Origin of the sequence: Bradyrhizobium sacchari (assembly GCF_002068095.1) — a bacterium.
Taxonomy (GTDB): domain Bacteria; phylum Pseudomonadota; class Alphaproteobacteria; order Rhizobiales; family Xanthobacteraceae; genus Bradyrhizobium; species Bradyrhizobium sacchari.
In genome coordinates, this window is the sequence record NZ_LWIG01000007.1 from 1 (window position 1) to 19777 (window position 19777).

18 protein-coding genes and 1 pseudogene are annotated in these 19777 nt (G+C 65.6%); 5 read left to right on the top strand and 14 right to left on the bottom strand.

What is annotated here, in order from left to right:
• Positions 1–208, bottom strand: a pseudogene (locus A5906_RS06430) (IS110 family transposase); the annotation flags it as partial.
• A gap of 285 nt (positions 209–493) precedes the next feature.
• Between A5906_RS06430 and A5906_RS06435 the strand changes: the two are divergent.
• Entirely contained in the window at positions 494–931 is a 438-nt protein-coding gene (locus tag A5906_RS06435) for a hypothetical protein (RefSeq protein ID WP_080134423.1), read from the top strand.
• A gap of 627 nt (positions 932–1558) precedes the next feature.
• A complete protein-coding gene (locus tag A5906_RS06440; protein WP_080134424.1) occupies positions 1559–1921 on the top strand; it encodes a hypothetical protein in 363 nt (120 codons plus the stop codon).
• Between the two features lie 94 nt (positions 1922–2015).
• Here the strand turns inward: A5906_RS06440 and A5906_RS06445 are convergent, their stop codons facing one another.
• The 4 genes from A5906_RS06445 to A5906_RS06460 all read right to left on the bottom strand — a co-directional run bounded on the left by A5906_RS06445 (position 2016) and on the right by A5906_RS06460 (position 4831).
• Positions 2016–2429 (bottom strand): VOC family protein, encoded by a 414-nt coding sequence (locus tag A5906_RS06445; RefSeq protein WP_080135195.1) that lies wholly within the window; start codon positions 2427–2429, stop codon positions 2016–2018.
• A 51-nt stretch (positions 2430–2480) separates the two neighbouring features.
• A complete protein-coding gene (locus tag A5906_RS06450; RefSeq protein WP_080134425.1) occupies positions 2481–3017 on the bottom strand; it encodes an SRPBCC family protein in 537 nt (178 codons plus the stop codon).
• Between the two features lie 162 nt (positions 3018–3179).
• A complete protein-coding gene (locus A5906_RS06455; RefSeq protein ID WP_080134426.1) occupies positions 3180–4466 on the bottom strand; it encodes an RNA polymerase sigma factor in 1287 nt (428 codons plus the stop codon).
• Positions 4463–4831, bottom strand: a complete 369-nt coding sequence (locus tag A5906_RS06460; RefSeq protein ID WP_080134427.1) for a YciI family protein — start codon at positions 4829–4831, stop codon at positions 4463–4465. Before A5906_RS06460 ends, A5906_RS06455 begins: the two co-directional genes overlap by 4 nt.
• A gap of 144 nt (positions 4832–4975) precedes the next feature.
• Between A5906_RS06460 and A5906_RS06465 the strand changes: the two genes are divergently transcribed.
• Positions 4976–5941 carry a 2-hydroxyacid dehydrogenase gene (locus A5906_RS06465; RefSeq protein ID WP_080134428.1) on the top strand — a complete coding sequence of 322 codons (966 nt, stop codon included), beginning with the start codon at positions 4976–4978 and terminating at the stop codon, positions 5939–5941.
• A gap of 268 nt (positions 5942–6209) precedes the next feature.
• The gene (locus tag A5906_RS06470; RefSeq protein WP_080134429.1) at positions 6210–8177 is read left to right on the top strand and encodes a methyl-accepting chemotaxis protein; all 1968 of its coding nucleotides are present in this window, start codon (positions 6210–6212) and stop codon (positions 8175–8177) included.
• Positions 8178–8256: 79 nt separating this feature from the next.
• Here the strand turns inward: A5906_RS06470 and A5906_RS06475 are convergent, their stop codons facing one another.
• Positions 8257–8937 (bottom strand): TetR/AcrR family transcriptional regulator, encoded by a 681-nt coding sequence (locus A5906_RS06475; RefSeq protein ID WP_080134430.1) that lies wholly within the window; start codon positions 8935–8937, stop codon positions 8257–8259.
• A 105-nt stretch (positions 8938–9042) separates the two neighbouring features.
• On the opposite strand from A5906_RS06475, the gene A5906_RS06480 reads away from it, so the two are divergent.
• Positions 9043–9687: a glutathione binding-like protein gene (locus A5906_RS06480; protein ID WP_080134431.1), complete on the top strand. Its 645-nt coding sequence runs from the start codon at positions 9043–9045 to the stop codon at positions 9685–9687.
• A gap of 110 nt (positions 9688–9797) precedes the next feature.
• Here the strand turns inward: A5906_RS06480 and A5906_RS06485 are convergent, their stop codons facing one another.
• The 8 genes from A5906_RS06485 to A5906_RS06520 all read right to left on the bottom strand — a co-directional run bounded on the left by A5906_RS06485 (position 9798) and on the right by A5906_RS06520 (position 19767).
• Entirely contained in the window at positions 9798–11102 is a 1305-nt protein-coding gene (locus A5906_RS06485; RefSeq protein WP_080134432.1) for a TRAP transporter large permease, read from the bottom strand.
• 34 nt (positions 11103–11136) lie between these two features.
• Positions 11137–11730 (bottom strand): TRAP transporter small permease subunit, encoded by a 594-nt coding sequence (locus A5906_RS06490; RefSeq protein WP_080134433.1) that lies wholly within the window; start codon positions 11728–11730, stop codon positions 11137–11139.
• 10 nt (positions 11731–11740) lie between these two features.
• Positions 11741–12742: a TRAP transporter substrate-binding protein gene (locus A5906_RS06495; protein WP_080134434.1), complete on the bottom strand. Its 1002-nt coding sequence runs from the start codon at positions 12740–12742 to the stop codon at positions 11741–11743.
• 33 nt (positions 12743–12775) lie between these two features.
• The gene (locus A5906_RS06500) at positions 12776–14434 is read right to left on the bottom strand and encodes a hydantoinase B/oxoprolinase family protein (protein WP_080134435.1); all 1659 of its coding nucleotides are present in this window, start codon (positions 14432–14434) and stop codon (positions 12776–12778) included.
• 2 nt (positions 14435–14436) lie between these two features.
• Entirely contained in the window at positions 14437–16521 is a 2085-nt protein-coding gene (locus A5906_RS06505; RefSeq protein WP_080134436.1) for a hydantoinase/oxoprolinase family protein, read from the bottom strand.
• Between the two features lie 141 nt (positions 16522–16662).
• On the bottom strand, positions 16663–17469 hold the full coding sequence (locus A5906_RS06510) for an NAD-dependent protein deacetylase (protein WP_080134437.1): 807 nt from the start codon (positions 17467–17469) through the stop codon (positions 16663–16665).
• 68 nt (positions 17470–17537) lie between these two features.
• A complete protein-coding gene (locus tag A5906_RS06515; protein ID WP_080134438.1) occupies positions 17538–18374 on the bottom strand; it encodes an SDR family oxidoreductase in 837 nt (278 codons plus the stop codon).
• Between the two features lie 73 nt (positions 18375–18447).
• The gene (locus A5906_RS06520; RefSeq protein ID WP_080134439.1) at positions 18448–19767 is read right to left on the bottom strand and encodes a solute carrier family 23 protein; all 1320 of its coding nucleotides are present in this window, start codon (positions 19765–19767) and stop codon (positions 18448–18450) included.
• Positions 19768–19777: the final 10 nt, after the last annotated feature.

Here is a 19777-nt window from a genome sequence, read left to right on the forward strand (position 1 = left end):
GCAGGTGCCTGACCACCCCACGCTCGTAACCACCGGTCGCCTCGATCCCGACCCGCTCGACGCCCGCCTTTGCCAGCTCCGAGCACAGTTGCTTCCAGCCCCGCATCGAGTTTGCGACCTGCAAACACAGAACCTGACCGCAAATCGCGACGTCCAGCTTGTCTTTGGCCGTATCAATGCCGGCCACAATCATGTTAGTCTTCGTCATCTTCGTCGACCCCTGCCTTGTGAAGCGAACCAAATTGTTCCGGCAACCATCCGGGTCCGATGAAGGTGCTGGCGCGATCCTGCTACGGGGCAGCCATAAACTGCTCAGGGTGGGCGCGATCCGATCGCCAGCGGCCTGCCGTGGTTGCAGCTGCGGCAGGCCATTCCTCTCGGAACACCCAGACAATATCCGATTGCGCTATTACAAGGGTGGGTTAGCCCTGCGGCTGCGCAAAGCACGGGCGCCGGGCTAACCCACCTACCAAACCGAGTTGGTGGAGAGTTCATGCAACGCATCGCCTTCCTCAAAGCCCTGATGCTCGCATCCGCGCTCGTCGCCGCCACGCCCGCTGCCGCCGAAATCCGCATCATCCAGTCGCCGGGCGGACAGGTCGGGCCGTTCCTCGATCTATTCGAGAAGGTGCGCGAGAGCGGCGAGCGCGTGGTGATCGACGGTCCTTGCCTCTCCGCCTGCACGCTGGTGCTGAGCATCGTGCCGGGCGAGCGCATTTGCGTCACGAGGCGCGCCGTGCTCGGCTTCCACGCCGCGCGCTCGGTCGATCGGCGCGGGCGCTTCTATGCCGAACCGGAAGCATCGGACGCGGTGCTCGCCGCCTATCCTGGGCCGGTGCGCGACTGGATCAGCCGCCGCGGCGGCCTTACCTCGCGGTTGCTGCTGCTGAAAGGGCGCGATCTCGCCGCGATCTATCCGCGCTGCCGATGATGATGACCCGCGGCGATCTGACCGCGATCGATCCGCCATTGTCCGGCGATTGGGCAGTTCGGTGAAATCCCGCCGCGGCCAGACTGAGGCAGCGGCGGCGTCACAATGGTCGCAGGACGGCGCGACCGCGCAACTACATCGTCTCGATGCTTGTCATCGCAAGCGTCAGCGTCAAGCTCATCGCATTGCTCGTGAGCTGACGGGCAAGCGAGCCTGCGACATTGCACCGGTCACACGCTTTGTCGGTTCTAGAAGAACCTCTGGATCATCTGCGCCAGTTCCATGCTCGCGCAGATGAGCATACCCCATAGTGCAAAGTTGATCTGCAGCGCCGCAGCCATCGGTCGCTCCCCTTCCAAGTCACGTCCATCCCAGTTTGTAGAATTTATGAAGGAATGATTAGCGATTCTGACGCTCAGTTCACAGCCTATTATTGCGCCAGTTGTTGTGCGATGCGGGCCGCACCTTTTCACGAAGCGGCCTCACTGCCCTCGCAAAGTCATGCGAGAGCATGATTCATGTTCGGCCATGCCGGCCACGTCGTTTCCCTTAAGTTCCATTTAATCGACGCGATGCAAGGCTTCTCACGCGGAGTTTGCGTGTCGCGTACCGCACCAAAGGTCCGGCATGATGCGACACGGCTTCGTCCTGCTTACTTTTTGCGCAGCGCTCATGGGATGCACGGCGGCCCCGGCGCAGGAGCGCCGTCCGGTCGCATGGGACGGCCTCGGCCAAAATCCGAATCGGCCTGCCCTCACCAAGCGGCGCGTGACGAATCCCGCGCCTCCACCCGCACCTGCACAGGCCGATCCTAACCAGGAGCGCGAAAGAGTGCTCGGCACGTTGCGCCCCTACTCCGAGGCGTGGTGGGCGGTCCACGACGAGATCGAAGCGGAGAAGGACAAGCAGCTCGGCACCAAGCTCGTGATCTGCCCGCGCTGCGTTCAGTCCCCGCCATCCGCTGAAGACGTGACCGGATCAATCCGGTGAGAGGCGCATAGGCCGATCGGCGTATGACGTGCCCAGCCTGGGCGCGCCCCGATCGAGAGGGGCGTGCCACCAGCGTGTCAGGCGACCGCTTCTGTCACATGCCTTCCGCCGGGCAGTTCACCATCCAGGGAATGCCGAACCTGTCGACGCACATGCCGAAACCCTTGGCCCAGAACGTCTTGCTGAACGGCATAGTGACCGAACCGCCGTCGGCGAGCGCGTTGAACTTGCGCTCGGCATCCGCGACATCCTTGATCGTCAGCGAGACCGAAAATCCCTGCGGCTTGTGAAAATGTTCGCCCGGCGCATCAGAGGCCATCAAGACACTGCCGTCGGGCAACGACATCCGCGCATGCATGATCGTCTTCTCGCGGCCGGGTGGGGCCGGCATGTCCGGCGGTGCTTCGGATGCACGCATCATCGCGTCGATATTGCCGCCGAGAACCTTGGCGTAATAGGTGAACGCCGCTTCGCAGGTGTCCTGATAGAACAGATAGGGATTGAGCATCATTTCTCTCCTCTTCTCTTCCTTGTTGTCTTCCTTGGGCAGTAAGGCTCTCTATTTCTCTGTGAGCTTCTTCAGGCTAACGAGACCGGCCTCGAAATCCTTACCGATCATGCTGTCCATGTTGATGAACACCTGCATCACCTTGGACATGAACGGAGCCGGACCGTACATCGCCCATGTGACCAGAGTAGTCTCGCCCTGCGGCACAAAGGTGAACTCGGCGGTGTTGTGGCCTTCGAAGGGACGCTCGAAATCGAGCTTGATGCGGAGCTTTGACGGAGAGGCCGCATCGAGGATCTCCATGTGGCCGGCGCCGACATTGTTGTTGCCGTCCCAGGCATAGGTCGCGCCCTTTCCTTGCGCAGTTCCACCAAACGTCCGCTTCATGGCGGGATCGCGATCCTCGTAGGGCGACCAGGTCGTCCAGAGATGGAAATCGGCGACCAGCGGATAGATCGCGCCGGCCGGCGCCCTCAGGGCGAGGCTGCGCTCGACGCGGAAGGTGTCGGGTTTGGTCAACGCGAAGACAAGGACGCCGGCGATGCCGACGGCGAGAACGATGGCGATGATGGAAAAGACTTTCAGCATGAATGGCTCCCTGGACACGGGAATAAGACGAAGGGGAACGGCGGCGGCCGACAAGAGATGGGACAAAATTTCCGATTGTCATTCCGGGATGGTCCGAAGGACCAGACCCGGAATCTCGAGATTCCGGGTTCACCCTTCGGGTGCCCCGGAATGACGGGGCGCCTATTTCGCCTTCGCGCTTTCCCTTGCCTTCGGCTGGCTGTCCCGGATCAGCCGGTCGAGATGCATGCGGATGTGAGCGGCTTCGGCGGAGGTGTTGGCCAGCGCGATGGCGCGGTCGAAGGCGACGCGCGCTTCGTCATTGCGGCCGAGCTGCATCAGGAAGGCGCCGCGCACGCCGTAGAAATGGAAATAGTTGGCAAGCTTCGGCGCCAGTGGCTCGATCAGGTCGAGCGCGGCCTGGGCCCCGTGCACCTTGGAGACCGCAACGGCGCGGTTGAGCGTCACCACGGGCGAAGGCTGCACCAGCTCGAGCGCGCCGTAGAGCAGGTCGATCTGGGTCCAGTCGGTCTCTTCCGGCGTTGCCGCGCGCGCATGCAATGCGGCGATCGCAGCCTGGATCTGGTACGGCCCGCTGCGGCGATGGCGCATCGCCTTGTCGATCAGCGCCAGCCCTTCCGCGATCATGGTGCCATTCCACAGCGAGCGGTCCTGGTCGTCCAGCAGGATCAGCGAACCGTCCGCGGCAAAGCGCGCGGCGCTGCGCGCATGCTGCAACAGGATGAGCGCGGTGAGCCCCATGATTTCGGGCTCGCTCGGGAACAGCCGCAGCAGCAGCCGCGCCAGGCGAATCGCCTCCTCGCATAGTGGAGTGCGGATCGCCGCGGTGTCGCCGCTCGCCGAATAGCCCTCGTTGAAGATCAGGTAGATCATCGCCGCGACGCCGGCGAGCCGCTCGGCGCGCTCGACGGCACCGGGCGCCTCGAACGGCACGCCGGCTTCCGCGATCCTGGCCTTGGCGCGCGTGATGCGCTGCTCCATCGCCGCCTCCGAGACCAGGAAGGCGCGCGCGATCTGCTTCACGGTGAGGCCCGAGACGATGCGCAAGGCCAGCGCGATCTGCTGCGTCGCCGGCAGCTGCGGATGACAACACACGAACATCAGCCGCAAGATGTCGTCGCGATAATGCGAGCCGTCGAGCCGTTCGGCGAGCGCACCCTCGGCGTCATCGAGATCGGAGATCGCCTGGTCGTCCTCGGGCAGCGGCTGCTGCTTGCGGGTTCGGCGCACCTCGTCGATCGCGACGTTGCGGCCGACCATGATCAGCCATGCCGCGGGATCGCGCGGCGGCCCGTTCTGCGGCCAGGTTTTCAGCGCGCGCAGGCAGGCGTTCTGGAAGGCTTCCTCGGCGGTGTCGAGATCGCGGAAGTAGCGCAGCAGCGCGCCGACCGCCTGGGGTCGCGCCGACGTCAGCGCGGTCTCGATCCAGGCGGTTTCGGTCTCGCTCACGTCAGGTTTCCTCCGGGCCTGAACACGCCGACGGGACGCACCTCATAGGCGCCGCCGGGATTGGCCGCACCGAGGTCACGCGCGACGTCGAGCGCATCGTCGAGATTCTTGCAGTCGACGATGTAGAAGCCGAGCAACTGCTCCTTGGTCTCGGCATAGGGACCGTCGAGCACCAATGGCGGATCCTCCTTGCGCAGGGTCGCGGCCGCCGTGGTCGGCAGCAGCCGCGCCACCGGCCCGAGCCGGCCCTGCTTCGTGAGCTTCTCCTGCACCACGGCGAGCTTCTTCATCACGGCCTCGTCCTGCTCCTTGCTCCAGGAGCCGACGAAGTCCTCATCGTGATAGCAAAGAATCGCATAAAGCATGGGCAGCACCTTCCCTGACCTCTTGTTTTGAAGACGATCCACTATGCCCTGCCCCGACAGGGCTGCGGAAAGATTTTGCAAGAAAAATCCGGCAGATCGTGCCAAGGAGGGCCTCCAAAAGCGGAACCCGACGAGGCACTTCGAATGAGCAAAGGCACACTGGCCGTCCTGATCAACAGCACGCAGCAGAACTGGCTGCCGGAGCGCTGGAAGGCCCGGTTCGATGCGGTCTGCGGCGGTCGCCGCGTGGTGCTGCTGCCCGATGCCTCCCTCGATCCAGCCGAGGTGCACTATGCGGCGGTGTGGAAGCCGGTGCCGGGCGACCTCGGCTCCTTCCCGAACCTCCGGGCCATCTTCAATCTCGGCGCCGGCGTCGATGCGCTGATGGCCGACAAGAGCCTGCCCGGCGTGCCGCTGGTCCGGGTCGCCGTGCCCGACCTGACCAACCGCATGACCGAATATGTCGTGCTGCACGTTCTGATGCACCACCGCCAGGAGCTGTACCTGCGGGAATCGCAGCGCGAGAAGCGCTGGGAGCCGAAATATCAGTGGCCGGCGAGCGCCGTCACCGTCGGCGTCATGGGGCTTGGCACCCTCGGCGCCGACGCGGCCGACGTGCTGCGGCGGCTCGGCTTCCGCGTCGCCGGCTGGAGCCGCAGCCCGCGCACGATCGATGGCGTCGAATGCTTCCACGGCACTGCCGGCATGGACGCGTTCCTGAGCAAGACCGACATTCTGGTGTCATTGTTGCCGCTGACACCGGACACGCACGGCATTCTCAACCGCGACGTCTTTGCAAAACTCAACCGCACCAGCCCGCTCGGCGCACCCGTGCTGATCAATGCCGGCCGCGGCGGCCTGCAGAACGAGGCCGACATCCTGGCCTGCCTCGATGACGGCACGCTGGGCGCCGCCTCGCTCGACGTCTTCGTGCAGGAGCCGCAGCCGAAGGATAGCCGGTTCTGGACCCACCCCAAGGTGCTGCTGACCCCGCACAACGCCGCCGACACCGATGCCGATGCGATCTCGGCCTATGTCGCCGAGCAGATCGCAAGGTTCGAGGCGGGCGGCGCGCTGGAGAACGTGGTGGACCGGGTCCGGGGGTATTGAGGCCTCGCTAGCTCTACGCACCCGGTGTCGTCCCGGCGCAGGCCGGGACCCACCGCGTGATCTATCGACTGCGGTCTGTAGCAGTACCGAACGACTAGTCTTCGCCAAACTTCTCCCTGTGGTTATGGGTCCCGGCCTGCGCCGGGACGACACCGCTGTTTTGGTAGCCACCCCGCCCCCGCAACCACCCGCGCCCCCGCCCCGTTCACCCTCTCTTAGCGAGAAGTTGATAGGCGTTGTTAACCAACGCTCAAACAACGAGACGGACATGCGCGCGAGCCTCGGCCTCAGGATGCGGATCACGGTTGCGCTGGCGGTGACGGCGGCGGCGACGGCGCTGATCGCAGTGCTCGGCGCGATGTGGATCATCGCGGGGATCATCGACCGCGCCGACCAGCGCGAGCTGCGCAGCCATTACGACGCCCTGCAATCGCGCATCGCGGAGGAATCGCATCGCGCCGCAGCGATGAGCGCCGTGATCGCGGCCATGCCGGCGACGCAGGAGGCGATGGCGAAGCAGGACCGCGAGGCGCTGGTACGCCTGTTCGGGCCGGTGTTCGCCGCCATCAAGACCGACTATGGCGTCGACCAGTTCCAGTTCCACGTGCCGCCGGCGAGCTCTTTCCTGCGCGTGCACCAGCCGGCGAAATTCGGCGACGACCTCTCCGGCTTCCGTAAGACCGTTGTCACCGCCAACCAGGACCGCAAGGTCGTGATCGGGCTCGAGGGCGGCGTGGCGGGGCTCGGCATCCGCGGCGTGGTACCGATCGCGCAAGGCGGCAAGCATCTCGGCACCGTCGAATTCGGCCTGACCTTCGGCCAGCCCTTCTTCGACGACTTCAAGACCAACCGCCACGTCGACGTCGCCTTCCATCTCGCCGACGGCTCGGGCTTCAAGCTGTTCGGCGGCACGCTGAAGGGCAAGAGCTTCTTCGAGGCGGCTGACTACACCCGCGCCACCGCAGGCGACTTCACGGTACGCCAGGCAAAGCTCGATACCACGCCAGTCGCCGCGCTGCTCGGGCCGATCAAGGATTTCTCCGGAAAACCGCTCGGCGCCGTCGAGCTGGTGATGGACAATGCCGATTACGAAGCCTCGGCCGACCGCGCCTGGTGGCTTTCGATCGGCATCGCCGCGCTGGGGCTCGTGCTCGCCGCCATCGTCGGCTATGTCATCGCCCGCAGCATCTCGCGGCCGATCCTGTCGATTACCTCCGTGATGCGCGAGCTCGCGGACGGGCGTCTCGACGTTGACGTTCCCGTCAGCAAGGCGAATGACGAGGTCGGCGCGATGGTGAAGGCGGTCGCGGTGTTCCGCGACAATGCCGTGAATTTTGCGAAGCTCCAGGCCGAGCAGCTCGAAGCCAAGGCGCAGTCGGAAGCGGAGAAGCGCCGCGCCTTCGCTGCACTGGCCGACAATTTCGAGGCCAGCATCCGCGACGTCGTCACCACGGTGTCGGCGGCGGCGGTCGAGATGGAGCACACCGCGCGCTCGATGTCGGCCATCGTCGCGCAGTCGCGTGAGCAGACCCGCACGGTGTCGTCGGCCTCGGCCCTCGCGTCCGAGAACGTCCAGACGGTGGCGGCGGCCGCAGAAGAGTTGTCCTCGTCCATGACCGAGATCAGCCGGCGGCTGGCGCATGCGACCGAGGTGGTCGGCAAGGCCGCCAGCGACGGCCGGCAATCGAACGCGCGCGTGCAGAGCCTTGCGGACGCGGCGCAGAAGATCGGCGACGTCGTCTCCTTCATCAACGGGATTGCGGGACAGACCAACCTCCTGGCGCTGAATGCGACGATCGAGGCGGCGCGCGCGGGCGAAGCCGGCCGCGGCTTTGCCGTGGTCGCCTCCGAAGTGAAGGCACTCGCGACCCAGACCGCGAAAGCGACGGAGGAGATCGGCGCCCAAGTGACGGCCGTTCAGGGCGAAACCAGCGGCGCGGTGGACGGCATCCAGTCGATCTGCACGACCATCCAGCAGGTCGACGAAATCTCCGCGGCGATTGCCGCGGCCGTCGGGCAGCAGGGCACGGCGACGCAGGAGATCGCGCAGAACGTCCAGCAGGCCGCGGCCCGCACCGGCGAGGTCTCGCAGAACATCGCAGGCGTCACCGACGGCATCGCCGCGACGGGCACCGCCGCCGAAGAAGTGCTGGGCTCGGCGATCGAGCTGGCGAAGCAGTCGCAGCGGCTGCGCGATGAGGTCGATCGTTTCCTGGCGCAGATCCGCGCGGCGTAAACGGGGCTAGCGCTGGCGCCTCATTCTCGGTGTCGTCCCGGCCCCCCGCGCGCAATTGCGCGCCAGGCCGGCTCGACAGCTAGGGCTTGGCTCCCACCATCACATCAATCGCGCCCTTCACGATCGCCTCGAGCTCCTTGCGCGGAACGCGGGCGCGTGAGCGGATGGCGATGGTGTGGACGGTGGCGGAGGCGATCTGCGCCAGCACGATTGGATCGGTGCTCTCCGGCAATTCGCCCTTCTCCTTCGCCCGGCGGAAGCAGCTTGCAAACGCCTTGTCGAGCCCGGTGAGACCGTCGAGCACCATGGCGCGGATCTCGGGATCGCCGACGGCCTCGGACGCTGCAGTGACAACCGTGAAACAGCCGCGCGGGCCGGTGTCGCCGGACAGATAGATGTCCAGCGCGGACGCATAGATGCGCTCCAGCCGCTGGCGCAGCGGCATCTCCTGGCGAAAGATCTCGACCATGGAGGCGGCAGCTTCCTCGCGATAGCGCTGGTAGCTCTTGATGTAGAGCTCGCGCTTGTCGCCGAAGGCGCCGTAAAGGCTTGGCCGGTTCATGCCGGTGGCTTCGCTGAGATCGTCGAGCGAGGTGGCCGCAAAACCTTGCTTGCGAAACAGGTCGAGCGCCTTGCCGAGCGCGATCTCGGGCTCGTAGGCGCGGGGGCGGCCGCGGCGCTTAGGTTCGCCGCGGCGCTCGGGTTCGCCGCGGCGCCCGGGCTCATTGGCAACAGATGGCGGCCTCGATTTTTGTACCATTTCGCAAATAATCCTTGACCCCCGATATATTATGCAAGATGGTACAAAAATCAATCTGGCCAGGTTGAGCGACACCCGAAGAGGAATTGCCCAAGGAGGCTACAGATGGATCTCTATTTCTCGCCGCTCGCCTGCTCGATGGCGACGCGCGTCGCATTGTATGAAGCCGGCGCCGAGGCGAACTATCTCGAAGTCGATCCGCCGACCAAGACCGTGCTGAAAGACGGCTCCGACTTCCGCACCGTCAATCCGATCGGCCTGGTGCCGACGCTGCGCACAGACGAGGGCGTGGTGCTGACCGAGAACGCCGCGATCCTGCAATATGTCGCGGACCGTTTTCCGCAATCCGGCCTCGGCGCCACGGCAGGCATCGAGCGCACCCGGCTGCATCAATGGCTCTGCTTCATCGGCACCGAGCTGCACAAGGGCCTGTTCATTCCCGTGCTCGACCGCAAGGCGCCGCAGGAAGCGAAAGCCTATGTGCTGGAGAAGAACCTGTCGCGGCTCGACTATCTCGACGACTACCTGAAGGGCCGCGACTTCCTGCTCGACCATTTCAGCGTGGCCGATGCCTATCTCGTCACGGTCATCAACTGGACCATGGCGACGCCGCCGATCGAGCTTGCGAAATGGCCGAACGTGAAGGCCTATTACGAGCGCCTGCGCGAGCGGCCGTCGGTCGCAAAGGCGATCGCCGAGGAGTTCGAGCTGTACAAGGCCGAGCTCGCGCGGAAGAAGGCGGCGGCGTAGACTCGATTGAGCAAAGCACGCCGCTCCGGCCGCAAAGCCGGAGCGGCGCGTGGATTCTGTTTGAGCATGATCTGTTCGGAAAACCGCCGCACACTTTTCCGGATCATGCTCTATCCGTACAGCACCCGCGGCAGGATCGTGACGATGCCGGGCCACAGCGTCAGCAGCAGCACGAAGCCGATCATGATCAGGAGATAGGGCATCGTGACGCGCGCGATGTAGCCGAGGCCGTCCTCGGTCAGGCCCTGGATCACGAACAGGTTGAAGCCGACCGGCGGGGTGATCTGCGCCATCTCGACGGCGAGCACCAGGAAGATGCCGAACCAGATCTCGTCGAAGCCCGCGCCCTTCACGATCGGCAGCACGATCGGCAGCGTCATCACGATCATCGAGAAGCCGTCGAGGAAGCAGCCGAGGATCAGGTAGAAGATGACGAGCACCACGATCAGCATGAAGGGCGACAGGCCGAGCCCCTTGACGAAGGCGGCGACCGCCTGAGGGATGCCGAGGAAAGCCGCGGCATTGCCGAGGATCGAGGCGCCGAGCACGATCAGCGCGATCATCGAGCAGGTGACGACCGAGCCGATCAGCACGTCGCGCATCACCTGCTGCGACATCGAACCCTGCGCCCAGGCCACCAGCCCCGCGCCAAGCACGCCGACGGCGGCAGCCTCCGAGGGCGTCGCCAGCCCGCCATACATCGAGCCGAGCACGCAGGCGATCAGGAACAGCGCCGGCGCGAGGTCCTTCAACGCGGCGAAGCGTTCGCCCCACGGCACCTGCGAGAGCTTTGCTTCCATCTCGGGCACCATCGCGGGCTTGAGGCTGGTGTGCAGCATCACCCAGCCCATGAAGGTCGCCGCCAGCAGCAGGCCGGGCAGCACGCCGGCCGTGAACAGCTTCAGGATCGAGACATCGCCGAGCACGCCGTAGATGATCATGATGTTGGACGGCGGGATCAGGAAGCCGAGCGTGCCGGCGCCGGCGAGCGAGCCGATCGCGATGTCGCGCGAATAGCCGCGGCGCAAGAGCTCGTTGAGCGACATGCGGCCGATCACCTGCGTGGTCGCGGCCGACGAGCCCGAGATTGCCGCGAAGATGGTGCAGCCGATCACGTTCACATGCAGCAGGCGGCCCGGCAGCAACCCGGCCCAGGGCGCCAGGCCCTGGAATAGCGAGCGCGACAGGCGGGTGCGGAACAGCAATTCGCCCATCAGGATGAAGAGCGGCAGCGCCAACAGCTCCTGCGTGGTCAGGATATTCCAGGCGTATTGCGGCAGCAGCTTGTCGAGCGGGATCGAACGGAACATCGCGAGCAGCAGCGTCGCGGTGAGCGCCAGCGTGAGGCCGATCCACACGCCGCAGGCCAGCAGCGCAAACAGGATCGCGAACAGGGCGAGGACTTCGATGGTCATGCGATCTCGAATCCGGGTGCGGGCAAAGCGGCGGTCATTCGACGGGCGAGGCCTTCATGCGGTGGTCTTCCAGCGGCAGGCCGAGCACGGCCTGGATCGCGCGCGCCAGGAACTGCAGGGTGAGCAGCAGCATGCCGAAGGTGACGACGGCTTCCGGAAACCACAGCGGCGTGTCGCTCGAGGTCGAGACCTGGCCGCGCGTGTACGCGGCAAAGGCGAACTTCGCCATGGCCGAGGTCAGGAACGCCATGAAGGCGAAGCCGGCCGCCGCCGAAAGGATCTCGAGCGCGCGCTGCACCGGCGCCGGAGCGTTCTTCAGCAGCAGCACGACGCGGATGTGGCCGCCGACGCGCAAGGTCATGGCGGCGCCGAAGGTGAACGACGCCGCCATCAGATAGGAGGAATATTCCCACGCGATCGAGATGGTCGGCGGGAAGAACGGCAGGAAGTTCGAGAGGAAGCGGGTTGCGACCTCGCACAGCATTAACAATGTCAGCGTGAGCAGACAGCCGCCGCCGATCCAGCCGTCGAGCCTGCCGAGGCGATCGATGCCGTCGAGGACGATGCGCAGCGGCGCCGGCGCCGCTGCGTTGAGGCTTTGCGGTGCTTCGGAGGAAACGCTCACCACGGATCCGCCCTCAACCGCGCTTCATTTCGGCGAGATAGGCCCGCACCGGCTTGTCGGCCGCCGGCACGCGCTTGAGGAAGGCATCTAACTGCGGCGCGGTCTTGGCGCGGATGTCCGCGATCATGGCCTCCGACACCGGCACCACCTCCATGCCGCCTTCCTTGAGGCGATTGAGGCTGTCGACGTCGGCCTTGAGCGAGTTGACCCAGAAGCCCGGCTCCATCTTCGCCGCGACATCCGCCACGAGCTTCTGCTGGTCGGCGCTGAGCGCCTTCCAGGAATCCAGATTGACGGTGAGCATCTGCGACGACCAGACGTGGTTCGTCGGATAGATGTATTTCAAGAATTCCCAGAACTTGCCGTCGACGCCCGACACCGCCGAAGTGGAGACGCCGGAGACCGCGCCGGACGCCAGCGCCGGAATGGTCTCGCCCCAGGGGATCATCACCGGCGCCATGCCGACCACGGCCAGCATGTCGACCGCGTTCTTGTCGGGGACGCGGATCTTGATGTTCTTCAATCCGTCGACGGCGGCGACCTTGACCTTGAGGTGCAGATATTGCGTCGGCCACGGCACGATGTAGAGGATCTTCTGGTTGTTGCGCGCGGCAACCTTCTCGTATTCGGGCCTGACATATTTGTGCAGCACCTTGAGCTCGTCCATCGAGCCGCACAGGAAGGGAATGCTCTCGACGCCCATGAAGGGCTCGTCGCCGACCTGCTGGATGTTGAGGACGTCGGCAAGCGGCACCAGGCCGTCGCGCACGGCCCGCAAATGTTCGGGGCCCTTGAAGCCGAGCTGGCCGCCCGCTTTCACGGTGATCGCAACGGAGCCGCCGCTCTGCTTCTTCACCTCTTCGGCGAAAGCCATCGCGTTCTGGGTGTGGAAATTGCCGTCGGGCCAGACCGTCGACATGTCCCAGCTTGTCGTCGCCGCCCGCGCGCGGGTGGAGATGTGGCCCGCGGCCAGCAGGGTCGCTGCGCCCGCGGTGAAGTTCCGTCGCGTGATCATCGAGCCCCTCCGTTTAACAAGCGCGCTGACGCATCAGCGCGCGTATCCATAAACCTTGACTGCGTTGTCCGAAGACACGAGACCGCTGTCGATGTCGTCCTTGACCGCCGCACGATCGCGCATCGTCGGCGCACCGATGCCGGCGCCGCCGGGTGTCATCACCACCAGCCGGTCGTCCGGCGGCACCTGCTGAAAACCCTTGCCGCGAAGCTTCTTGCCGGACTTGAGACCAACATAGCCGGCCTCACCGTTCTGGCCGCCATCGCGGCCGCGCGGCGGATGATCGATGCGGTCGAACGCCGCGAGAATGTCGAACGGCGCATCGACGCCGCTGCCGACCTCGATGATCTGGCCGAGGCCGCCGCGGGTGCGCCCCGCCCCGCCGGAATCCGGACGCAGCTCCTTGCGCCAGAAGATCAGCGGGGTCTGCGTCTCCGCGATCTCGACCGGCGTGCCGCGCACACCGCTGGGATAGGCGGTGGCCGATAGCCCGTCCTTGCCGAAGCGTGCGCCGGTGCCGCCATTGGAGGTCACCGCCATCGAGAACCCGTAATTGCCGCCGACGCCGGAGCGGGTCTGGCCGCGCACGTTGAGATTCCACAGGCACGAGGTGCCTTCCGCGGGCACGCGCTCCGGAATGATCTGGCGCAGGCAGCCGAACACCACGTCGGGCAGCATCTGGCCGATGACGTGGCGCGAGGCGACCGGCGCCGGTTTCGGCGCGTTCAGGATCGCGCCCGCAGGGGCCGAGACCGTCAGCGGCGACAGCGAGCCGGCATTGTTGGGAATCTGCGAGGCGACGACGCAGCCGAGACCGAACACGGTGTAGGCCGTGGTGTAGGACAGGGGCACGTTGATGCCGAACTTCGACGCGGCCGAGGTGCCGTCGAAATCGACGTGGATGCCGGTGTCCGAGATCGTCAGCGTCGCCGCCAGCGTGACCGGCGCGTCATAACCGTCCACCACCATGGTGTTGCGCCAGCTTCCTTTCGGCAGCTTTGCGATCTCGGCCAGCACCGCCTCGCGCGAGCGGTCGCAGATGTAGTCGCCGAGCTCGTCGAGCGTGTCGATGCCGAACTCGGTCATCATCTCGACCAGGCGCTCGCAGCCGACGTCGTTGCAGCCGGCGAGAGAATAGGTGTCGCCTTCGGTGTCGATCGGCAGCCGCGTGTTGGTGCGGATCATCGCCATCAGCGTCTCGTTGACGACGCCCTGGTCGATCAGCTTCAGCATGGGGATGTAGAGTCCCTCCATGAACACGTCGGTGGCGTCAGGCCCGAAGCCGATGCCGCCGATGTCCATGAGGTGGCTGGTGCAGGAGAACAGCGCGACGACCTTGCCGTCCTTGAAGCAGGGCGTGGTGACGACGAAGTCGTTGAGATGGCCGGTGCCCATCCAGGGATCGTTGGTGATGTAGGCATCGCCCTGCTTCATCGTCTCGATCGGGAAATGGTCGATGAAGTGCTTGACTGATTCCGCCATCGAGTTGACGTGGCCGGGCGTGCCGGTCACCGCCTGCGCCAGCATCCGCCCCCTGAGGTCGAACACGCCGGCCGAGAGGTCGCCGCATTCGCGAACGATCGGGCTGAACGCGGTGCGCAAAAGCACCTGCGCCTGCTCCTCGACCACGGCGATCAGCCGGTGCCACATGATCTGGAGGTCGATCAGGCTCGCGCCTTTTGCCTTGCTCATGATCAGGCCGCCTTCCGTTCCATGACGATGCTGCCGGCACCGTCGATATGCGCGTCAAAACTGGTGGAGACAAAAGTGGAGGTCTCGTCCTCCGCGATCACGGCGGGGCCCGCGATGGTCGCGCCGGGCGCCATGTCCTCGCGGCGATAGAGCGGGATCTCGATCACTTCGCCGGCCCGGCCGTCGAAGAACTTTCGGCTGCCGGACGCCTTGGCCGCCGGTTTGCGCGCAACCGCGGCAACAGCGGGCGGGTTGCGCGCGTCGGTGGTGGCGAGCACCGACCAGCTCAACACCTCGATCGCCGCGCCCGGGATCGGACGCTCGAACATCGCCGCATAATCCGCCTCGAACTTCTGGCGCAGGCCGGCGAGATCGGCCGAGGTCAGCGGCCGGTTCGGCAGTTCGACAGTGATCTCGTGGCCCTGGCCGACATAGCGCATGAAGGCCGCGCGGCGCTCGCGCACCGGCGCGCCGGCAGCACCGGGCTCGACCAGCGCACGCGCCTCGGTCGCCATCTCCTGCAGGAGATCGGAGACGGAATTGGTGTCGAAATCGTCGAGCCGGACGTGACGGCTGCGCACCAACTCATAGGCGATAGGAGCAGCGAGGAATCCGACGGCGGAGCCGACGCCGGCATTCGACGGCACGATGACGCGGGAGACGCCGATCTTCTCGGCGACGCGCGCCGCATGCAGCGGCGCCGCCCCGCCGAAGGCGATCAGCGTGTGCTGGCCGACCACGGCGCCGCGCTCGACTGCATGCACGCGCGCCGCGCTCGCCATGTTCTCGCAGACGACTTCATGCACGGCATAGGCCGCGGTTTCCGCCGATAGGCCGAGCGCCTCGCCGACGTCGCGCAGCAGCGCCTGCTTCGACAGTTCCGGATCGAGCTTGATCGTGCCGGCCGCAAAGGCGTCGGGATCAATCATGCCGAGCGCGACGTCCGCATCCGTCACGGCAGGACGCTGGCCGCCGCGGCCGTAGCACGCGGGGCCGGGCTCCGACGAGGCACTCTCCGGACCGACGGTGACGCGCTTCATCGCATCGACATGGGCGATCGAGCCGCCGCCCGCGCCGATCTCGACCATCTCGATCACGGGAATGCGCACCGGCAGGCCGGAGCCTTTCAGGAAGCGCGCCGCACGGTCAACCTCGAACACCCGCGAGGTCTCCGGCTGGTATTTCTCGATCAGGCAGATCTTTGCTGTGGTGCCGCCCATGTCGAAGGACAGCACCTTGCTCTCCCCGAGCCGTGCCGCGATCTGCGCCGCGAAGATCGCCCCACCGGCCGGGCCGGATTCGACGAGACGCACCGGAAAACGCCGCGCCGTCTCGATCGAGGTGACGCCGCCACCCGAAGTGACGAGGTAGATCGCGCCGCGGAACTGCTCGACCTGCAAGGCATCGGCCATGCGGGCGAGATAACCTTCGATCAAGGGTTGTACATAGGCGTTCGCAACCGCTGTGGAGGTGCGCTCGTATTCCCGGATCTCCGGACACACGGCCGATGACACCGTCACGGAAATGCCGGGCATTTCCTCACTGATGATCGCGGCCGCGCGGCGCTCATGCTCGGGGTTGGCGTAGGAGTGCAGGAAGGCGATCGCGACGCTCTCGACGCCCAATTCACGCAATTTCGGCGCGAGTGCGCGCACGGCCGTCTCGTCCAGCGGGAGCCGGACCGCGCCGTGGGCATCGATGCGCTCGGGCACGGTGAAGCGCAAGCTGCGCGGCGCGAGCGGCTTCGGCTTGTCGATGCTGAGATCGTACTGGTCGTAGCGGCTCTCGGTGCCGATATCGAGCACGTCGCGAAAGCCATCGGTCGCAATCAGCGCCGTCTTGGCGCCGCGGCGCTCGATGATCGCGTTGGTCGCGAGCGTCGTGCCGTGAATGAAGACGTCGATGTCGCTGATATGGGCGCGCGCATCGGCGAGAATGAGGCGCATGCCGTCCAGCACGGCCTGCTCGGGTCGCTGCGGCGTGGTCAGCACCTTGCGCGTCTTGCGCGCCTGGCCCACGTCCAGCACGATGTCGGTGAACGTGCCACCGATATCCACGGCAAGCCGCACCTCGGCTCCCTCAAGCATTCCAAATTCTCCGTGCTGATCGTCAAGACAGGGTCCAAAAACGCAGCAATTTCCATGCCATGAGGCATGCTGGCAACGCTGCGCAAGGCCATTCTGCGCGGCACCTATGCAATAGGCAAGGCATGTTCGCCGCCTGCGCGATCAGAGCAGGAATGCAAGCGCGGCTTCGCAGCGCTCCTCGACTTTCAGTGTCAGAAGATCGTCGGCGCGGGTACGTCCGAGATTGACCGCGGCGATCGGGATTTTTCGGTTCGCGGCGGCCTGCACGAAGCGAAAGCCGGAATAGACCATCAATGACGAGCCGACGATCAGCATGGCGTCGGCCTGCGACAGATGGTCCTGCGCCGTGGCGACCACGTCGCGCGGTACGTTCTCGCCGAAGAACACCACGTCCGGCTTGAGGATGCCGCCGCAGGTTTCGCAAGAAGGCACCTTGAACGAGGAGAACTCCGCGTGCTCGAGATCAGCGTCGCCGTCAGGCGCATCCGCAGCATCGAGCGTCAGCCACTCCGCGTTCACGCGCCCCAGCGTGTCCTGGAATTCGGTCCGCGGCGTCTTCGCCCCGCAGCTCATGCAGCGGACGAGATCGAGCCGGCCATGCAGGTCGATGACCTGCCGGTGGCCGGCGGATTGATGCAGCCGGTCGACATTCTGGGTCAGCAGCATCTCGCAGCGGCCGTTCGCCTCGAGGCGTGCCAGCGCATGATGCGCATCGTTCGGCTTCGCCTGGCCGAACCGCCGCCAGCCGATCAGGCTGCGGGCCCAATAGCGCTGACGCGTAGGCGCGTCCGTCATGAAAGCCTGGAAATTGACCGGCTGGGTCCGCTTCCAGTTGCCATGGCTGTCACGGTAATCGGGAATGCCCGAATTGGTGCTGCAGCCGGCGCCGGTCAGCACGAACAGGCGTTCGTGCCGGCCGACGAAATCCTGAAGCGGGGAGTCTGACATGGCGCAGATGTAGTCTGCGCCGGCGGATTCTGCCAGATGCCGCGCGGACCCGCCTGTGGCGGATCGGGTTAGCTTGCCCAGTTCTCACGAAATTCCGGGAACAGCGTTATGCCCCCGCAGGCATAGATGGTCTGCCCGGTGATGTAGCTGGCATCATCCGACGCGAGAAAAGCGAACACGGCGGCGATCTCCTCCGGCGTGCCGACGCGGCCCATGGGAATGTGGCTGGTGACGACGCCGCGCTTTTCGGGATCGCCCGTCCAGGCTGCGTTGATCGGCGTGTCGATCGCGCCGGGACCGACCGCATTGACGCGGATGCCGCGGCCGGCGAACTCCAGCGCCAGCGTCCGCGTCAAACCGGCCATGCCGCTCTTGCTGATGGAATAAGCGAGATAGCCCGGCTTCGGGATGATCTGGTGGACGCTCGAGCAATTGATGATGCTGCCGCCTCCGCCGCGCGCGACGAAATGCGCCAGCGCCTTCTGCGCGCAGAGCACGGCGCCGTTCAGATTGACGTCGATGATGCGGCGATAGGTTTCCACGTCGAGCGCATCGCTCGGCGACTCCCGCTGGAATCCGGCGTTGTTGACGAGGCAATCAAGACGCTTGAAGCGCGCCAGGACGGTTTCGAACATCGCGGCGATCTCCTGCTCACTGCCAACATCAGCCTTGACGATGATGTGATCGAGCCGGCCGTGGCCACGGTCGCTCGAAGCTGTTCGTGCAAGGGCGAGCGTCTCCTCGGCCTTTCCGGGATGATCGAAATAGTTGATGGCGACGGTCGCCCCTTCCTGCGCCAGCCGGATGGCGACGGCGCGGCCGATGCCTTGCGAGGCACCGGTCACCAGCGCGTAGTGGTCAATGAGGCGCGAGGGAAAAGAGGTCGAACCTACAGTTTGCGGCATGTGTTCTCTCCGGGACGCATCATCATGGATGGAACCGACGTTTTGTTCCATCCCGTCCGCGCATTGCTGGGATTCATCCGGAGCGACGCGCCAGCGTCGAGGTCAGGATCTGATAGAGGATGATGGCGCCGAAAGTCGCGGTGCCGATGCCGCCGATCGTGAACGCGCCGAATTTGAGCGTGAGGTCGCCCGCGCCCGCGGTCAGCGCCACGGCGACGGTGATCAGGTTCGCAGGACTTGCGAAGTCGACCTTGTTCTCGACCCAGATCCGGCCCGCCATCGCCGCGATCAATCCGAACAGCACGATCGAAAGGCCGCCGATGACGGGGCCCGGGATCGACAGGATCAGCGCGCCGAATTTCGGCGAGAAGCCGAGCAGGATCGACACCGTGGCCGCGAACGCAAACAGCAGGGTCGAATAGACCTTCGTCGCCGCCATGACGCCGATGTTCTCGGCATAGGTGGTGACGCCGGTGCCGCCGCCGCAGGCCGCCACGATCGTCGCAAGGCTGTCGGCGAACAGGGCGCGGCCGAGATAGGAATCGAGGCTGCGGCCCGTCATAGCGCCGACCGCCTTGATGTGCCCGAGGTTCTCGGCGACGAGGATGACCGCAACCGGCGCGATCAGAAAGATCGCATCGGCCCGGAAGGTCGGCGTGGTGAATTTCGGCAGGCCGAGCCATGACGCGGCCGAGAGCTGAGTGAAGTCGATCGGCTTGCCGAAACCGAGGCCGTTCGCGAACAGAAAATACAACAGATATCCGCCGACCGCGCCGAGGATGATCGGCAGGCGCCGCCACAGGCCGGGCGCTGCAACGGCAACCACGCCGATGATCAGGACGGTCGCGAGCCCGATCCAGGTGTCGAACGCATTGGCGCTCACCGCCTTGACCGCCACGGGTGCGAGGTTGAGGCCGATCGCAGCAACCACGGCGCCGGTGACGGCCGGCGGCATCAGGCGTTCGACCCAGCCGACGCCCGACCACATCACGATCAGCGCGATCACGCCGTAGAGCACCCCGGCTCCGACGATGCCGCCGAGCGCAACGGAGATGTTCGGGTTCGGCCCCTGCCCGGCATAGCCGGTGGCGGCGATGACGACGGCGATGAAGGCGAAGCTCGAGCCGAGATAGCTCGGCACGCGACCCGCGACGATGACGAAGAAGATCAGCGTGCCGACGCCGGAGAACAGCACCGCAACATTGGGATCGAACCCCATCAGCAGCGGCGCGATGATCGTCGCGCCGGACATCGCGACGCAATGCTGCAGACCCGAGACGATGGTCTGGCCCCATGACAGCCGCTCCTCCGGCATAATCACGCCCGAGGTCTTGAGCTTCCAACGCGGAAAGTAGCCCTGTGCCTGCTCGTCCGAGCCGGTTGCGATCGTCATGTTCCCCCCG